17 protein-coding genes are annotated in these 15,845 nt (G+C 66.6%); all 17 read left to right on the forward strand.

The window, feature by feature from the left end; translation table 11 throughout:
• The first annotated feature begins 111 nt into the window (after positions 1-111).
• The 17 genes from C0V75_RS03080 to C0V75_RS03160 all read left to right on the forward strand — a co-directional run bounded on the left by C0V75_RS03080 (position 112) and on the right by C0V75_RS03160 (position 15,839).
• Positions 112-1,740, forward strand: a complete 1,629-nt coding sequence (locus C0V75_RS03080; protein WP_143710373.1) for a polysaccharide biosynthesis PFTS motif protein — start codon at positions 112-114, stop codon at positions 1,738-1,740.
• Entirely contained in the window at positions 1,737-2,540 is an 804-nt protein-coding gene (locus tag C0V75_RS03085) for a class I SAM-dependent methyltransferase (RefSeq protein WP_158241761.1), read from the forward strand. Before C0V75_RS03080 ends, C0V75_RS03085 begins: the two co-directional genes overlap by 4 nt.
• A gap of 137 nt (positions 2,541-2,677) precedes the next feature.
• A complete protein-coding gene (locus tag C0V75_RS03090) occupies positions 2,678-3,595 on the forward strand; it encodes an SDR family oxidoreductase (protein WP_101919414.1) in 918 nt (305 codons plus the stop codon).
• The gene (gene pseC / locus C0V75_RS03095) at positions 3,592-4,764 is read left to right on the forward strand and encodes a UDP-4-amino-4,6-dideoxy-N-acetyl-beta-L-altrosamine transaminase (RefSeq protein WP_101919415.1); all 1,173 of its coding nucleotides are present in this window, start codon (positions 3,592-3,594) and stop codon (positions 4,762-4,764) included. The genes C0V75_RS03090 and pseC overlap by 4 nt, the downstream gene beginning before the upstream one ends.
• Positions 4,761-5,654, forward strand: a complete 894-nt coding sequence (locus tag C0V75_RS03100; RefSeq protein ID WP_101919416.1) for an aldo/keto reductase — start codon at positions 4,761-4,763, stop codon at positions 5,652-5,654. Before pseC ends, C0V75_RS03100 begins: the two co-directional genes overlap by 4 nt.
• 67 nt (positions 5,655-5,721) lie before the next feature.
• Positions 5,722-6,489: a cytidylyltransferase domain-containing protein gene (locus C0V75_RS03105; protein WP_101919417.1), complete on the forward strand. Its 768-nt coding sequence runs from the start codon at positions 5,722-5,724 to the stop codon at positions 6,487-6,489.
• Positions 6,486-7,817, forward strand: coding sequence for an aminotransferase class III-fold pyridoxal phosphate-dependent enzyme (locus tag C0V75_RS03110; protein ID WP_101919418.1), 1,332 nt, complete (start codon positions 6,486-6,488; stop codon positions 7,815-7,817). The genes C0V75_RS03105 and C0V75_RS03110 overlap by 4 nt, the downstream gene beginning before the upstream one ends.
• A 5-nt stretch (positions 7,818-7,822) precedes the next feature.
• A complete protein-coding gene (gene pseG, locus C0V75_RS03115) occupies positions 7,823-8,902 on the forward strand; it encodes a UDP-2,4-diacetamido-2,4,6-trideoxy-beta-L-altropyranose hydrolase (RefSeq protein WP_101919419.1) in 1,080 nt (359 codons plus the stop codon).
• Between the two features lie 43 nt (positions 8,903-8,945).
• Complete coding sequence (locus tag C0V75_RS03120) at positions 8,946-9,851, forward strand: bifunctional 2-polyprenyl-6-hydroxyphenol methylase/3-demethylubiquinol 3-O-methyltransferase UbiG (protein WP_158241762.1); 906 nt, start codon at positions 8,946-8,948, stop codon at positions 9,849-9,851.
• Between the two features lie 10 nt (positions 9,852-9,861).
• The gene (locus tag C0V75_RS03125) at positions 9,862-10,569 is read left to right on the forward strand and encodes a metallophosphoesterase (protein ID WP_101919421.1); all 708 of its coding nucleotides are present in this window, start codon (positions 9,862-9,864) and stop codon (positions 10,567-10,569) included.
• Positions 10,566-11,525, forward strand: coding sequence for an ATP-grasp domain-containing protein (locus C0V75_RS03130; RefSeq protein WP_101919422.1), 960 nt, complete (start codon positions 10,566-10,568; stop codon positions 11,523-11,525). The genes C0V75_RS03125 and C0V75_RS03130 overlap by 4 nt, the downstream gene beginning before the upstream one ends.
• A complete protein-coding gene (pseI, locus tag C0V75_RS03135) occupies positions 11,522-12,571 on the forward strand; it encodes a pseudaminic acid synthase (protein WP_101919423.1) in 1,050 nt (349 codons plus the stop codon). The genes C0V75_RS03130 and pseI overlap by 4 nt, the downstream gene beginning before the upstream one ends.
• Positions 12,568-13,104: a GNAT family N-acetyltransferase gene (locus tag C0V75_RS03140; protein ID WP_101919424.1), complete on the forward strand. Its 537-nt coding sequence runs from the start codon at positions 12,568-12,570 to the stop codon at positions 13,102-13,104. Before pseI ends, C0V75_RS03140 begins: the two co-directional genes overlap by 4 nt.
• 87 nt (positions 13,105-13,191) lie before the next feature.
• On the forward strand, positions 13,192-14,076 hold the full coding sequence (gene kdsA, locus C0V75_RS03145) for a 3-deoxy-8-phosphooctulonate synthase (RefSeq protein WP_216821391.1): 885 nt from the start codon (positions 13,192-13,194) through the stop codon (positions 14,074-14,076).
• Positions 14,057-14,488 (forward strand): CBS domain-containing protein, encoded by a 432-nt coding sequence (locus tag C0V75_RS03150; RefSeq protein WP_101919425.1) that lies wholly within the window; start codon positions 14,057-14,059, stop codon positions 14,486-14,488. The genes kdsA and C0V75_RS03150 overlap by 20 nt, the downstream gene beginning before the upstream one ends.
• Before the next feature lie 41 nt (positions 14,489-14,529).
• Positions 14,530-15,471, forward strand: a complete 942-nt coding sequence (locus C0V75_RS03155) for a phytanoyl-CoA dioxygenase (protein WP_101919426.1) — start codon at positions 14,530-14,532, stop codon at positions 15,469-15,471.
• A gap of 23 nt (positions 15,472-15,494) precedes the next feature.
• Positions 15,495-15,839 carry a hypothetical protein gene (locus tag C0V75_RS03160; protein WP_101919427.1) on the forward strand — a complete coding sequence of 115 codons (345 nt, stop codon included), beginning with the start codon at positions 15,495-15,497 and terminating at the stop codon, positions 15,837-15,839.
• The last annotated feature ends 6 nt before the right edge of the window (positions 15,840-15,845 follow it).

The raw sequence follows: 15,845 nt of genomic DNA on the forward strand, positions 1-15,845 counted from the left end.
ATCCTTTTCGGCGCTGTGGTTGCCTCAAGGCCATGCCCTTTGCAACGCCGTTCTGATCGTTCCGCCTTCACTCTTTACACTTCAGGGCGAACAGGCAAGAACCGCCACGACATGCGGGCCATCCTTTCAAACAGTTTCCGACCCTGGCTTCGGCGACGCCACCTGCGACGTTCGCTCGCCCTGCGCCGCGCCTGGCAAGAGGTCATGGACGGCCCCGATCCCGACGCCGCCTCGCGCCTTGCGGCAGAACTCTCCCTCGTCAGGCTGCCCCTGCCGATCTGGCTCTTTCGCCTGTCCGGCCTGCCGGCACGCCTCGACACCGGCCTCGAAACCGCCCTCCGCCAAACCCTGCTCACCCAGCTCTACCCGCAGATCATGCCAGGTCTGATGCTGCTGGCCACGGGCCGCGCTGCCGCCCTTCCCATCCCCGCCGGCTGGCGCGCCCCGCTTGTCGCGCGCGGCCTTCCCCTGCGCCATCGCGCCTCGGCCGTCGCCTGCGGGATGATGGCCGTCACCGGACTGGCCCGCGGCATCCGGCAGATCTTCCGCACGCTGCTCGCCGCCTCGACCGGACGGCTGCGCAAGGCACCGGATGCGCCCTATGACGTCGCGGCGCAGCTTCCGGCCAGTTTCCTGCGTCCCCGCCCCCGGAACGCCGACACCATGTTCGTGGACTGGCTGCTCCGCGACGCGCCCGCTGGCGGGTTCTGGCTCCATAGCGACACGCCCGCTGCCGCCGGTCCGGGGCGGGACCTCGTCGCCTCGCCCCTCCCCGATTTTCCCGGCCTCCGCGCCCGCGCCGCCTTCGGGCTCGCCGCGGCCCGCCTCTCATTGGGGGCCATGATCGGCCTCCTCCTCGGCCGCCCGGAACCCGCCCTCCTCCTGCCGGAAACCGTCCTGGTCGCCCATGCGCGGGCGGTCGGCGCCAGCCGCCTCGCGCGCCGCTACGTCTTTGAAAACTCCCGCTGGTTTCTGCGCCCGCTCTTCACCCGCTGGGCGGCGGCAGAGGCGGGGTCCTGGGCCGTTCTCGCCTTCTATTCCTCCAATACCGACGAATGCCTGCGCCTGCGCCCGTCCCCCCGTCCGCCGTCCTTCATCCCAGGCTATCAGAGCATGGACTGGGACCGCTACCGCGTCTGGGATGATGCCCAGGCCGATCTAATCGCCGCCTGGGGCCATGACCGCGACAGGGCAGAGGTGATGGGGCCCATCCCCCTGACCGATTCCGAAACCCCCCTTCCGGCCATTCCCGGCCCAAGCCTCGCCGTCTTCGACGTCGCCCCCTTCAGCCCGGCGCGGCTCGCGGTCATGGGCCTCGTCCCGGAATACTATCGCGACGCCATCGCCGCGCAGTTCCTCGAAGACCTGCGGGAAGAGGCGCAGTCGGCGGGCATCACCCTCGTCCTGAAGCAGAAACGTGAGCGCAAGCAGATGGGCCCGCCCCGCTACGAGTCGGCGGTGCGCCGCATGATCGACGCGCCGCACGCCATCGTTCTCGATCCCCAGATCAGTGCCACCCGCGTGACCGCCGCCTGCACGGCCACCATCTCCATGCCTTTCTCAAGCCCCTCTCTCATCGCCGCACGCGATGACCGGCCGGCGGCCTTCTATGACCCGACCGCGCGCCTGATCGCCTCACCGCGCCAGACCCATGGGCTGCCGATGATTTACGGCCGGGCCGCGCTCAGGCAATGGTTGGACGGCCTCTCCAAAACCGCAACCACGGGAGAAAACGGGTGACCATCGCCAAGTACTTCGACCCGCAGCGCTATGCCCGCCGCCTGCGCCGGATGCGCGCGATGAAAAGCTACGACCTCCCCCGGATCGAGGCGGAAGAGGCGGCCAAGTTCCGCGCCCTCGGGCTCGATCCCGTCGCCGCCCGACCCCATCTCGACGCCGCCTTGCGCAGCATCGGCAGCGCCCCCTATGACGACCTTAAGGGAACGGACTCCATCCACTGGCTGGTCTTCGCTGCACTCAGCCTGTCACCCCGCGCCGAAACGATCCGCGACATCCTCGAAATCGGAACGTTCCGCGGCAAGACGGCACTTCTGTTAAAGACGCTCTTTCCCAGGGCGCAGGTCACCACGCTGGACCTGCCCACCTCCGACCCGATCATGCAGCAAACCTACCGCCGCGACACGCCCGAGCAACTGGCAGAATACCGCGCCACACGGGACGGCAGGGTGAACCGCGACGGGATCACCTTCATCGAGGCGAATTCCTTCTTCCTGCCGGAACGCGCTCCGGGTCCCTTCGATCTGATCTGGATGGATGGCGGCCACCTCTTCCCCGAAGTGGCCTGGGATTTCTGCAATTCCTGGCATGCCTGCCGCAGCGGCGGCCTTCTGATGTGCGATGACGTGATCCCCGATCCACGCGGCAGCGATGCCTATGCCTCCGACGAAAGCCACAAGGTCATTTCCTATCTGGCCGCCCGGACGGGCATTACCCCGACCTATCTTCTGAAACGCCGCAATCCCGACTGGTCGGCCGATCCCGTGACGCGCAAATTCGTCGCAGTGCTGCAACGGCCCTAGGCCGCCGTTCCGGATGCTGCGGCCTTGCACCACTTCCGCCTTCCGGCGTATTCCTGCGCCATGACATGCATCGGACCGCGCCATCGCGCCCATAGCCGCCCCGTGGCGCCCCCGGCGCAGGAACCGGACGGGTTCCGATGACCGGCCTTCCTCTGCTGATCACCGGCGGCACCGGCCTCCTCGGCCTGCACTGGGCCGCCGCCCGCCGTGAAACCCAACCGGTCACACTTGCGCTGCACCGGCGCCGGATCGCGCTGCCCGGCACGACGGCGCGCCCGCTCAACCTCGCCGATCCGCACGACCTCGACGCCGCCATGACCGAGGATCGCATCGCCTGCATCATCCACACGGCCGGCCTGACCAGCGTCGAACGCTGCGAACAGGATCCCGAAGCCGCCCATCACCACAACGTCACCCTCGCCGCCACGGTCGCCGCCGCCGCCGAACGGGCCGGGGCAGCCCTGATCCACATCTCGACCGACCACCTCTTCGATGGCCGGGCCGATCTTTACGACGAAGACAGCCCCGCGACACCCGTCAACGTCTATGGCCAGACAAAGGCCCGCGCCGAAGAGGCGGTTCTGCGCGCCCATCCGCGCGCCCTCGTCCTGCGGACGAACTTCTACGGCTGGGGGCCAAGCCACCGCCCCTCCTTCAGCGACTGGCTGCTCACCTCCCTGCGGCAAGACCGCCCCCTGCGGCTCTTCACCGACATGCGCTACACCCCGACCCATATCACCCCCTTGATCGAGGCCGCGATGGCCCTCTCGGCCAAAGGGGCAAGCGGGATCGTCAATGCCGTCGGCGACGAGGCGCTCAGCAAGCACGCCTTCGGCCTGCGCCTCGCCGATCATTTCGGCCTGTCCCCCGCCCGGATCGAACCGGCGCGACTGGCCGATCAGCCCGATCTCGTCCGCCGCCCCCTGTCCATGGCGCTTTCGACCAGGCGCCTGCACGCTCTGCTCGGCCACGGCCTCGGCGGCATCGACGCCCATCTGGACCTCCTGCGCGCGCAGGAAGAAACCCCCGCGATCACGGAGATCCGAAGCCTATGATTCCCTACGGTCGCCACCACCTCGACGCCGAAGACATCGCCGCCGTCGTTGACATCCTGTCGGGCAAGCAATTGACGCAAGGCCCGATGATCGACGCCTTCGAAGAGGCGGTCGCCACCTATGTCGGCGCGCGCCATGCCGTTGCCGTTTCCAGCGGCACGGCAGCGCTGCATCTGGCCGCAATGGCCGCCGGGGTCGGGCCGGGGCGCCGACTCGTCACCTCACCCATCACCTTTGTCGCCAGCGCCAATGCCGCGCTCTATTGCGGCGGCAGCGTCGGCTTTGCCGACATTGACCCCGCCACCGTGAACATGTCCCCCGAGGCACTGGAACAGACCCTTGCCGCCCATCCCGACACGGCGGCCGTGATACCGGTCCATTTCGGCGGCCTGCCCTGCGACATGGAGGCCATCGCCCGCATCGCCCGCGCCCGTGGCGCCATGGTGATCGAGGATGCCGCCCATGCGCTCGGCGCGCGGCAGGGCGACGGCACGCCGGTCGGAAGCTGCACCCAGTCCGACATGACCTGCTTCTCCTTCCACCCCGTCAAGGCCATCGCCGCCGGGGAAGGCGGCATGATCACCACCAATGACACGGCCCTCTACCGCCGACTGATCCGCATCCGCAGCCACGGCATCAACAAGCTCGACGATCCCTTCCAGGCCCCCGAGGCGGCGGTCGAGAACGGCCAGCCCAACCCGTGGTATTACGAGATGCAGGAACTCGGCTACCACTACCGCATCACCGATATCCAATGCGCCCTCGCCCTGTCGCAGATGAAAAAGCTCGACAGCTTCATCGCGCGCCGCCGCGCCCTTGCCCGCAGCTATGACGCCGCCTTCGCGGATTTCGCCCATCTCCGCCCGGCCCAGCCCGAGGGGCGCGACCAGTCCGGTCTGCACATCTACGTGGTCCGCATCGACTTTGCCGCCATCGGCAAGACGCGCGGCGACGTGATGCGCGCCCTGCGCGCCCGGGGCATCGGGTCGCAGGTCCATTACATCCCCGTTCCGATCCAGCCGCATTACGCGGCGCTCGGCTTCGGCCCGTCGGATTGCCCGGCGGCCATGGCCTATTACGATCAGGCGCTTTCAATCCCGCTGTTCTATGACCTGACCGACGCCCAGCAGGCCGAGGTCATCACCGCCCTGCGCGACATCGTCGGATGAAGATCGCCCTCGGCACGGTCCAGTTCGGCCTGCCCTATGGCATCGCCAACCGGGGCGGCCAGACGCCCCGCGACGCGGCGGCCGAAATCCTCGCAGGCGCCCGCGCCGCAGGGGCCACACTTCTGGACACCGCCATCGCCTATGGCGAGGCCGAAACCGTGCTTGGCGAGATCGGCGCCGCCCGTTCCGGCTGGCGGATCATCACCAAACTGCCCGGCCTGCCCGCCGATCTGCCAGCGGCAGAGATCGGCCACTGGTGCCGGACCACCGTCGAAGGGTCCCTCCGGCGCCTTGGCGCGGATCACCTCGAAGGTCTGCTCCTGCACCGCCCCGATGATCTGCGCGGCCCGCACGGCCCGGCATTGGCCGAGGCGCTGATCCACCTGCGCGACCGGGGCCTGACGGCGGCGACGGGCATCTCCATCTATGGCCCCGAAGACCTCGATGCCCTTCTGCCCGAAGGCCCCGCCCGCGCGCCCATCCCCCTCGACATCGTGCAGAGCCCGGCGAATGTCCTCGACCGGCGGCTGGAAAGCTCGGGCTGGGCAGCGCGCCTGTCGCAGGGCGGCACGCGCCTCCACCTCCGCTCGGCCTTCCTTCAGGGCCTGCTCCTGATGCCGCTCTCCGACCTGCCCACGCATCTCTCCCACGCCGCCCCCGACCTGCGCCGCTGGCAGGACTGGCTGGCCGCCACCGGGTCAGACCCGCTTGCCGCCGCCCTGCGCTTCGCCCTCTCGCGCGATTACGCCGAATGCGCCGTGCTGGGGATGGACAGTCCTGACCACCTGAAGCAGATACTTGCGGCGGCGCAGACCGACGGCCCCCTTCCGCCCGACGATCTGCACAGCACGAATGCCACCCTACTCGATCCCAGACGCTGGAACAGATGACGATCAAAACGCGCCCCCTTCCCTCCGCCAGAAGTGATGGTTCGGCCTCTCCTGCCGTGGTGCGGGCATGACCCAGCGCAGCCTCGTCGCGGCCATCGCCTGCCGTAACCGCAGCACGCGGCTTTACGGCAAGCCACTCCAGAACCTCGACGTCGAACGTGGCATCACAATCCTTCAGCATCTGGTTGACTGCCTCAGAACCCTCCCTTCGGTCAGTCACATCTGCCTCGGTATCGCCGAAGGCACCGACAACCTGCCCTTCGTCGATTTCGCCAAGACTCAGGGGCTGCCCTTTGTCATCGGAAGCGAGGCAGACGTCCTCTCGCGGCTGATCCAATGCGCGCGGCACACCGGCAGCAGCGACATCCTGCGGGTCACGAGCGAGTCGCCTTTTCCCCTGTTCGAGGCGATCGACCCCGCATGGCAGATCACCTGCGACAGAGGCCTCGACGCCTATTTCCTTGATGACATCATCGACGGCTGCGGGTTCGAGATCTGCTCCCTCGCCTCTCTCGAACAGTCCCATGCAAGCGCCGATGCCTTCGAACGGGAACATTGCACCCAGTATATCCGCCGCAACCCGCAGCTCTTCGCCGCCGAACGCGTCAGCGGCCCGCCAGAGCTGAACCGCAAGGACCTGCGACTGACGGTCGACAACCCCGAGGATCTGGTCCTCGCCCGCGCCGTCTATCAGACCTTCGCCGACAAGGCGCCCCGCATCCCGGTGGCCGACATCGTCCGCTTCCTCGATGCCAATCCGAACCTGATCGCCCTGACCGCCCCCTTCGCCGAACAGGGCTACAAGACGATGTATGTCTGGGGAAAGCCGCAATGACCGACAGCACCAAGCGGACCACCGGCACCGGCCAGGATCTCTGGCGCCGCGCAAAGCAGATCATCCCCGGCGGCAACATGCTCCTGTCCAAACGGGCCGAGATGCTGCTGCCCGACCACTGGCCCGCCTATTTCAGCCGCACCTCCGGTGCCACGGTCTGGGACATGGACGGCAACGCCTATACCGACATGTTCCTCATGGGCGTTGGCACCAATACGCTGGGCTATTCCCACCCCGAGGTGGATGCCGCCGTGATGAAGGTCGTACAGGACGGCAACCTGTCCACCTTCAACGCCCCCGAGGAAGTCTGGCTCGCCGAACGTCTCATCGCCATGCACCCCTTCGCCGACATGGCCCGCTTCTGCCGCACCGGCGGCGAGGCGAATGCCGTCGCCGTCCGCATCGCCCGCGCCGCCTCGGGCCGCGACAAGGTGGCATTCTGCGGCTATCACGGCTGGCATGACTGGTATCTCGCCGCCAATCTCGCGCAGGGCGAGATGCTGGCGGGCCACCTCCTGCCCGGCCTCGAACCGAATGGCGTGCCGAAGGATCTGGCCGGCTCCGTCCGCCCCTTCCCCTATAACGACATCGCCGCCTTCGACGAAGCCGTCTCCGACCCCGAGGTCGGCGTGATCTTCATGGAAGTTTCCCGCAACGCGGGCCCCGCGCCCGGCTATCTCGAACACATCCGCGAGACGGCCACCCGCAAGGGCATCGTCCTGATCTTCGACGAATGCACCAGCGGCTTCCGCGAAACCTTCGGCGGGCTCTACCTGAAACACGGCGTGGAACCCGACATGGCCGTTTTCGGCAAGACGATCGGCAATGGCTATGCGATCACCGCGATCCTCGGCCGCCGCGCCGTGATGGAGGCGGCGCAGACCACCTTCATCTCCTCCACCTTCTGGACCGAACGCATCGGCCCCGCCGCCGCCCTGGCCACGCTCGAGGTGATGGAACGCGAAAGGTCATGGGAGCGCATCACCGCAACCGGCACCGCGATCCGCGCCCGCTGGACCCAACTCGCCGCCGAGGTGGGCATCACGCTGGATCACTGGGGCCTGCCCGCCCTCTGCGGCTTCACCATCCGTAGCCCCCATGCCCAGGTCTACAAGACCCTGATCACGCAGGAGATGCTCCGAAAAGGCTGGCTCGCCGGGAATTCGGTCTATGCCTCCCTCGCCCATGACGAGGCCACGGTGAACCGCTACTTCGCCGATCTCGCTGGGGTCTGGCAGACCATCGCCCGCTGCGAATCCGAAGGGACCGATCCCGCCACCCTGCTGGAAGGCCCGGTCGCCCATAGCGGCTTCCGCCGCCTGAACTGACCGCGATGCGCGCGGCCTTCCGCGCCGATGGCGCCGCCTACATGGGCGGGGGGCACATCATGCGCTGCCTGGCGCTGGCCAATGCACTGTCGGCGCGGGGCGCATCCTGCCATTTAATCGCCCGTCATCTGACCGATGCGCTGGCGGGCCGCATTCGCAGCGCAGGGCATGACTTGACACTGCTCCCCCCACGACCCCATTCTGTGGAAACCGGCCCGCTGGCCCCGGCACATGCCGATTGGCTCGGCACCTTCTGGGCTGACGACGCGGCTGACAGCGCCGCCGCTCTCGGCCCCGGCTGCGACTGGCTGATCGTCGATCACTATGCCCTCGATGCCCGCTGGCACGCCGCGCTTCGCCCGAAAGCCCGGCGTATCCTCGTCATCGACGATCTCGCCGACCGCCCCCTCGCATGCGACGCGCTGCTTGATCCGAACTATCGACGCCCCGGCGAGGATCCCTTCGCAGAACGCGTTCCCCCGGAATGCCACCGCTTCTCCAGCCCCCAGATGGCGCTTCTCGATCCGGCCTTCGCCGCCGCCCATGCCCGCGCCCGCGTGAGGACCAGCGCCCGCCACGCCTTCCTCTATCTCGGCACCGCGACAGCCGACCACCATCTTCCCGTCCTCGACGCGCTGGCCGCAACCGACCTCACCGCCGACCTCGTCAGCAGCGCAACCGTCATCACCGACAGCCGCCTGACCACCCATCCCGCCATCCGCTCCGGTCGCATCCGGTTGCACGGCCCCCAACCCTCCCTCCTCCCCTTCATGGAACGCGCCGACCTTGCCATCGGGCCCATTGGCTCCAGCACATGGGAAAGGTTCGCTATGGCCCTTCCCACCCTCGCCGTAACCATAGCGACCAATCAGGAGCGGATCGCCCACGACCTTGCCACCGACCGTCTGACCCTACTCCTCGGTAGGCTGGACAGCGTCACCGCCGCCACCGCCAGCGCCGCACTGACCGCCCTGATGTCCCCCGACATGCTGGTCGACATGTCCCGGCGCACCCACGCCCTCTGCGACGGTCGCGGCGCAGCCCGGCTTGCCGATGCTCTTGTTGCAGGCACCCCCACCGATTAACGTCCACGCCGACGGGACACCGCTAGGCGAAGGAATAAACGCGATGAGCTGGAGCAATGCGGAATTTGCCGGTCTCGTTCCAGAAAGCTTGGAACGCACCGAAGACGGCTATTGGCGCATCCGCACTCCGCCCTCGCCAGCAGAACTGTCCGAGTACTACGCCCGGCGCTACTACCAAGAGGCACGCGGCAGCTATGAACACAGCTACGGTGCCGACGAGTTGCGACATATCCGGGGCAAGATCGCGCTGCGCTGGTCGCTGGCAACAGATGGCCAAGCCGGGTCCGGCCACCTGCTGGACGTCGGCTGCGGAGAAGGCTTCGTCCTTGCACATGGGGCAGAGGCGGGTTGGTCGGTGCGCGGCATTGATTTCAGCGATGCTGGTCTCCGAGGCCAGAATCCGCAGCTCTTGCACAGTCTCGTCACCGGAGATCTCTTCGCTTGCCTTGACAGGGAAATTGCGCAGGGCACGGGATATGACGTGGTCTGGTTGCAGAATGTCCTCGAACACGTGATTGACCCCGTCGCCCTTCTGCGGCAGCTCAGGGCGCTTACACGGCCGGGCGGCCGCCTCGTCTTAACCGTTCCCAACGATTTCTCGCGCCTTCAGCACATCGCCCTTACCTCGGGGCGTATCGACCGCAGCTTCTGGATCGCCCCGCCCGATCATCTCAGCTATTTCTCTGCCGACAGCCTTCGGCGCGTCACCGCTCGCACCGGGTGGACCTGCCGCAACTTGCTGGCGGATTTCCCGGTCGACTGGTTCCTTTTCAACGCACAGGCGAACTACATAGCTGACCCGACGAAGGGAAAACCCGCTCATCACGCCCGCATCGCGCTCGAAAACATGATCCTCGACGAAGACCGCACAAAGGTCGTGACCTTCTTCGAAAGCCTTGCCGCATTGGGCATGGGGCGCGATTTGACCGTTATCCTCGAACCATCGTGACCAATAAAGGATGAAGGTTCTCGTCCTTTCGGACATCCACGGGAATGCCACGGCCCTTGAAGCGGTTTTGTCTGCCGCTGCCTGCGCCGGGGCCGAACGGATCGTGAATGCAGGTGATCTGATCGGCTACTACTCCCAGCCCGCCCGCGTCCTGTCATTGCTCGCGGACTGGCCGATGGATTGCGTGCGCGGCAACCACGAAGACATGCTCCGCCGGGCCCGCCATGACCGCGCGTTTCTTGATGCCTGCACCGCGCGCTATGGTCATGGTCTTGCGCATGCGCTGTCAGACCTCCACTCCGACCAGATCGACTGGCTCTGTGACCTGCCAAGAACCCTGCGCCTTGATCTTGGCGGCGTTCACATGCGCCTTGCCCATGGCCTTCCTCATGACACCGACGCCTATCTCTACCCAGATGCCGACGAAGACCGGCTCATCTTGACCGAAGCCTCCTGCGCCGCAGACGAGATGCTTCTGATCCTTGGGCACACGCACTACCAGCATCTCTGGAACCGGCCAACGCGGCGGATCCTTAACCCGGGATCGGTCGGTCAGCCGCGTGATCGGAAGCCCGGAGCGGCTTGGGCGCTTCTCGATACGGAAAGCGGGATGATTGACTTGCGCCGAGAAGCCTACGATAGCCTCCCAGTTGCCGAAGAGGCACGCCGGCTTGATCCCGCTCTACCTTACCTCTGGACGGTTCTGGAACGTCGATGACAACTGTTTTCATCACAGCCATCGGCGGCGATGTCGCCCAAGGCGTGGCCCGCGTGATCCGCGAGGCGCGGCCAGACTGGCGCATCGTCGGTTCTGACATCGGCGATCGACACGCCGGGGGCCATTTCGTCGACCGCCTGCTACTCGCCCCCGCAGCCAACGATCCGGCTTATCCCAACTGGCTCGCCGACCGTTTGGCTGAAGAGCGAGCCGAGTTCTGCATCCCTATGAATGAGGCCGAGATTGCTCGTCTCGTGACCCTTCCATCAACCCTTCCCTCCAGTACCCGGCTTGTCACTGCCGGGGCCGCTGCGGTGACCGTCGCGGGCGACAAGGTGGAGACTGCCCGCTTTCTGTCTCACATCGGCCTTCCGGCCCCATGGGTGGCCGAAGGCATCGAAGATATCCCGACAGACGGGCTGCCATGCATCTGCAAGCCGCGCTCTGGGGCAGGCTCGCGGTCCGTTTATGTCTGCACGACTTTGGACGAGGCGCGCTTTCTCGCACAGCGCCATCCCGGCGCGATGTTTCAGGAACTCCTCTTGCCCGACGACGCCGAGGTGACGGTGGCAGTCTTCCGCGACGCCAAAGGTCGCACGGCGCTGCTGCAAATGCAGCGGCGGCTTTTCGGCGGGGCCACCGGCTGGGCCGAGGTGATCGACGACCCAGCGGTGACCAAACAATGTCACAGTATCGCCGAAGCCCTCGGCCTGCGCGGCGCGCTCAACGTGCAGTTGCGCCGAACTGCGCATGGCCCCCGCGTCTTCGAAATCAACGCCCGCTTCTCCTCCACTGCGCTAATGCGGCACCGTCTTGGTTTTTCCGACGTAATCTGGACGCTGGATGATCTCGACGGCCTCCCAGTAGTGGTGACCGCACCCGCACCGGGTCAGCGCATCGCGCGCATTCAGGACGCCGTGATCCTTCCCCCGGCCCTTTTCGAAAGCACGACATGACCATCACCATCGGCCCCCATTCCATCGGCCCCGGACACCGCCCCTTCATCATCGCCGAGATGTCGGGAAACCATAACCAGTCGCTCGACCGTGCGCTGGCCATTGTCGATGCCGCCGCCGCCGCAGGGGCGCAGGCGCTGAAGCTGCAAACCTATACCGCCGACACGATCACCCTCGACGTGCGCGGCGGCGCGTTCGACATTTCCGATGCGGGCAGCCTCTGGAAGGGCCGCAACCTGCATGATCTCTACCGCGAAGCCTCCACCCCCTGGGACTGGCACGCCCCGATCATGGACCGCGCCCGCAGCCACGGCATGGCCTGCTTCAGTTCGCCCTTCGACGAGACGGCCGTCGATTTCCTCGAATCCCTCGACGTGCCCGCCTACAAGATCGCCTCCTTCGAAAACATCCACCTTCCCCTGATCCGCAAGGCCGCCGCCACCGGCAAGCCGCTCATCATGTCCACCGGCATGGCCAGCCTCGCCGAACTGGACGAAGCCGTCACCGCCGCCCGTCAGGCCGGGTGCCGCGACCTGATCCTGCTGAAGTGCACCTCCACCTATCCGGCGACCCCGGCCAATACCAACATCGCCACCATCCCCAACATGCGCGATGTCTTCGGCTGCCAAATCGGCCTGTCGGATCATACGATGGGCGTGGGCGTGGCCGTCGCCGCCGTGGCACTGGGGGCGACGGTGGTGGAGAAACACTTCACCCTTTCCCGCGCCGATGGTGGCGTGGACAGCACCTTCTCGCTCGAACCTGCCGAACTGGCGGCGCTGGTCACGGAAACCGAACGCGCCTGGCAGTCGCTCGGCCAGATCACCTACGGCCCGACCGAGGCCGAGAAGAAATCGCTGGTCTTCCGCCGCTCCATCTACGTGGCCGAAGACATGAAGGCGGGCGACATCTTCGACAGCCGCAACCTCCGCATTGTGCGGCCGGGATTGGGCCTGCCGCCGAAACTGATCGACAGCCTCCTCGGCAAGCGCATCACCCGCGACGCCCCCAAGGGCACGCCGCTGGCCTGGGACCTGATCGGATGACGGGCGGCCCCTGGGCGGATGTCCGCATCCGCTCCACCCGGTTCGACCTGCGCCCGATCACCGAAACCGATGTGACACCGCGCTATCTCGGCTGGTTCGCCAGCCGCGGCGCAAGCAACATCACCCAGCATCCCGCCTCGCTCGACGATCTGCGCACCTATGTCCGCGACAGGTCGGATCGCACCGACATCCTCTTCCTCGCCATCCGCAGCGCCGACACCGGCCAGCATATCGGCAACCTCAAGCTGGAACCGATCGACAGGGCACTCAGCGGGGCCATCCTCGGCATCTTCATCGGGGAAGAAGCCTGGCATGGCAAAGGTGTCGCCACGGAAACCATAGGCGCGACGGCGCAGTGGCTTCAGGCCGAACTCGGCCTCCGCCACCTCTGGCTGGGCGTGACGGAAGACAACCATGCCGCCCGCCGCGCCTATGAAAAATCGGGTTTCGTCCTTGCCCCCTGCCCCCTGATCCCTGCCCGCCCCGGCATCCTGACCATGGCGCTGGACCTTGTGCCGCAAAAGCGCGCATGATCCTCTCCGGGGGTTGAATTTCCGCCACTCTGCGGGCATGGACCAAGCACGGGGCGCGTAGCCCGTGCAAGCCGGATCGGAGGAAGCGTGACCACGGACAAGATCGTCGAAGTCGGCTATGGCAAAGTGGCCCGCGTCCGCATCGGCAAGGGGCTGCCCCTCGCCTATATCGGCGGTCCCTGCGCCATCGAGTCGCGCGACCACACCTTCCGCATGGCCGAAGCCATCGGCGAAATCTGCCGCAAGCTCGACATGCCCTGGATCTTCAAGGCCTGCTACGACAAGGACTGCCGCTCCGCCGCCGACAGCTTCCACGGCGTCGGCCTGGAAGAAGGGCTTCGCATCCTCGCCGATGTGCGCGATGCCTTCGGCGTGCCCGTCGTGTCGGACTTCTCCGATCCCGCCTGGGGCCCCGCCACGGGCGAGGTCTGCGATCTGGTGCAGGTCCCCGCCTATCTCTGCCGCCAGACCTCGGTCCTGCGCGCGGCGGCCAAGACCGGGCGCCCCGTGCATCTGAAGAAGGGGCAGTTCATGTCCCCCTGGAACATGAAGAACTCCGTCCGCAAGCTGGAATCCTTCGGCTGCGTGGGGACGATCCTCGCCGACCGCGGCACCTTCTTCGGCTACAACATGCTGGTCAACGACATGACCTGCTTCCCGATCATGGCCCGCACCGGCTGCCCGGTCTGCTTCGACGCCACCCATTCGATCCAGATGCCCACCTCCATGGGCAATGTCTCGGGCGGCCAGCGCGAATTCATCCCCGCCCTGGTCCGCGCCGCCGTGGCCTGCGGCATCCAGGCGCTGTTCATGGAAACCCATGACAACCCGCCCAAGGCCCTGTCCGACCCCAACACCGTTCTGGACCTGAAGCATCTGGAATTCGTCCTCGCCCAGGCCAAGCGCGTGCACGAAACCCGGCTCAGCCTCCTTCAGGAATTCGGAGAAGACAATGTCCACACCGGCCACTGAGTCCCGCCGCGTCGCCGATGTCGCGCTCGGGCTCGACCGCTTCCCCGTCCTGCGCCCGAACGACCTGCTCAAGACCGCGCTGGAGCAGATGACAGCCAAACGGCTCGGCATCGTCTGCATCACCGATGAGGCGGGCCAGCTTCAGGGCATCTTCACCGACGGCGATATCCGCCGCCATCTGCTGACCGTGCAACGCCCCTTCGCCGCCTTCTTCTCGGACGACATCATCGACCATGCCCAGCGCAAGCCGACGACCGTCTCGGGAGAAAGCTCCCTGCGCGAGGCGCTCGACATCATGGCCCGCCTCCAGATCTGGGACCTTCCCGTCGTCGATGGCAGCGGCCGCCTGATCGGCCTGCTCCACCTTCATCCTCTGGTCGAGGCGGTGCTTGCCGCCCCCGGCCGCGCCTGACACCGCATTCAGACTGACATCGCATTACAGGAGAGACAGAGATGCTGAACGAAGCGCTTGAAGTCCTCGGCCGCCTTGGCCGCTCCGCCGATGCCGCCCGCATCGCCGCCGACGAAACCCGGCAAAAGCTCGACCATCTCCGCGAACATGGCTATGTGATCTTCGATCATCTGGTCGGGACAGAGCGTCTCGCCAAGTTGCAGGCGGATTACCGCGACCGGCTGGAAACCCGGCTGGACTTCGACACGCCGACCCTCGCCCAGTCCAAGATCGACCCGCAGCGAGACGCCGACCTGATCAAGTCGAACTTCTTCGGCACCCCGGCGCAACTCGCCGCCCGCGGCCTGACCTTCGACAAGGGCGACATCCAGTCCTATGAACAGGCCGTCCGCGATTTCCGTCCCTCCACCCTCACCACCCGGATGCCGGACACGGCAGAATGGTTCGGCCTCTGGCTCGATCCCCGGATGCTGCCAGTCATCGAAGGCTATCTCGGCTTCGTCCCCGTTCTGGAAGAGGCCTTCATCCGCCGCAACTACCCCTCGGATTTCGTGGTCATGAACCACGCCTGGCATCGTGACACGAACCACAGCCGCCACCTGCTCAAGGCCTTCTTCTTCCTCAACGACTGCACCCTCAGCAATGGGCCTCACCATTACATCGCCGGCACCGTGCAGGACCGCCGCCTCGATGGCGGCCGCTACTTCAGCGAAGAGGAAGTGCGCGCGCTCTACCCTGCCGGTTCTGCCCGCGACATCATCAGCGTGGTGCCCGCCGGCACGATCATCCTCGAAGATACGCGCGGGCTGCACAAGGCGGGCATCCCCGAGGAAGGCTATCGCGACCTCGGCTTCGCCACCTTTCTGCCGCCCATCGCGCTGCGCCGCCGTCCGGCGCTCTACCGCATGTCGCGCGGCACCTATGCCGGCCTTTCCGAGGAACAGCGCCGCTACATCCCGCCGCAGGTCGTCCCCGCCTCCTAGGCGGGGAACAGGCACCCACCGGAATGGCAGGCAACCTCTTCAACCGACTGGCACGCCGCTTCGCACGGATCACTTTCCCGTTCTTCGAACGCGCGCTCAACCTGCACGTCCCCCCGAACGACTACTCTTCGCCGATCCCCTCCGTGAAGGACCTGCCTCCCGACATCTTCGACCGCCACATCGGCCTTTCGGGGATCGACATGAACGAGGGCGGGCAGTCGGCCCTGCTCCGGGATGTGCTGCCCCTCTACCTTGCCGAATTCACGCCACAGCCGAATGCCGGGCTCTCCCTTGCCGAAACCCGGCCCTTCCTGCAACCCGGCCACCGCCTGACCTCGTTCTGGGCGGAACGGAAACCCACTCGGTAGAATCCT

This window comes from Tabrizicola sp. TH137, assembly GCF_002855575.1.
Classification (GTDB): Bacteria; Pseudomonadota; Alphaproteobacteria; order Rhodobacterales; family Rhodobacteraceae; genus Paragemmobacter.

Coding starts and splice junctions, on each gene's coding strand:
- C0V75_RS03090 (WP_101919414.1), top strand. CDS start 2,678: ATGACCGGCCTTCCTCTGCTGATCACCGGCGGCACCGGCCTCCTCGGC.
- C0V75_RS03160 (WP_101919427.1), top strand. CDS start 15,495: ATGGCAGGCAACCTCTTCAACCGACTGGCACGCCGCTTCGCACGGATC.
- C0V75_RS03130 (WP_101919422.1), top strand. CDS start 10,566: ATGACAACTGTTTTCATCACAGCCATCGGCGGCGATGTCGCCCAAGGC.
- pseI (WP_101919423.1), top strand. CDS start 11,522: ATGACCATCACCATCGGCCCCCATTCCATCGGCCCCGGACACCGCCCC.
- C0V75_RS03110 (WP_101919418.1), top strand. CDS start 6,486: ATGACCGACAGCACCAAGCGGACCACCGGCACCGGCCAGGATCTCTGG.
- C0V75_RS03155 (WP_101919426.1), top strand. CDS start 14,530: ATGCTGAACGAAGCGCTTGAAGTCCTCGGCCGCCTTGGCCGCTCCGCC.
- C0V75_RS03080 (WP_143710373.1), top strand. CDS start 112: ATGCGGGCCATCCTTTCAAACAGTTTCCGACCCTGGCTTCGGCGACGC.
- C0V75_RS03150 (WP_101919425.1), top strand. CDS start 14,057: ATGTCCACACCGGCCACTGAGTCCCGCCGCGTCGCCGATGTCGCGCTC.
- C0V75_RS03140 (WP_101919424.1), top strand. CDS start 12,568: ATGACGGGCGGCCCCTGGGCGGATGTCCGCATCCGCTCCACCCGGTTC.
- pseC (WP_101919415.1), top strand. CDS start 3,592: ATGATTCCCTACGGTCGCCACCACCTCGACGCCGAAGACATCGCCGCC.
- C0V75_RS03105 (WP_101919417.1), top strand. CDS start 5,722: ATGACCCAGCGCAGCCTCGTCGCGGCCATCGCCTGCCGTAACCGCAGC.
- pseG (WP_101919419.1), top strand. CDS start 7,823: ATGCGCGCGGCCTTCCGCGCCGATGGCGCCGCCTACATGGGCGGGGGG.
- C0V75_RS03120 (WP_158241762.1), top strand. CDS start 8,946: ATGAGCTGGAGCAATGCGGAATTTGCCGGTCTCGTTCCAGAAAGCTTG.
- C0V75_RS03125 (WP_101919421.1), top strand. CDS start 9,862: ATGAAGGTTCTCGTCCTTTCGGACATCCACGGGAATGCCACGGCCCTT.
- C0V75_RS03100 (WP_101919416.1), top strand. CDS start 4,761: ATGAAGATCGCCCTCGGCACGGTCCAGTTCGGCCTGCCCTATGGCATC.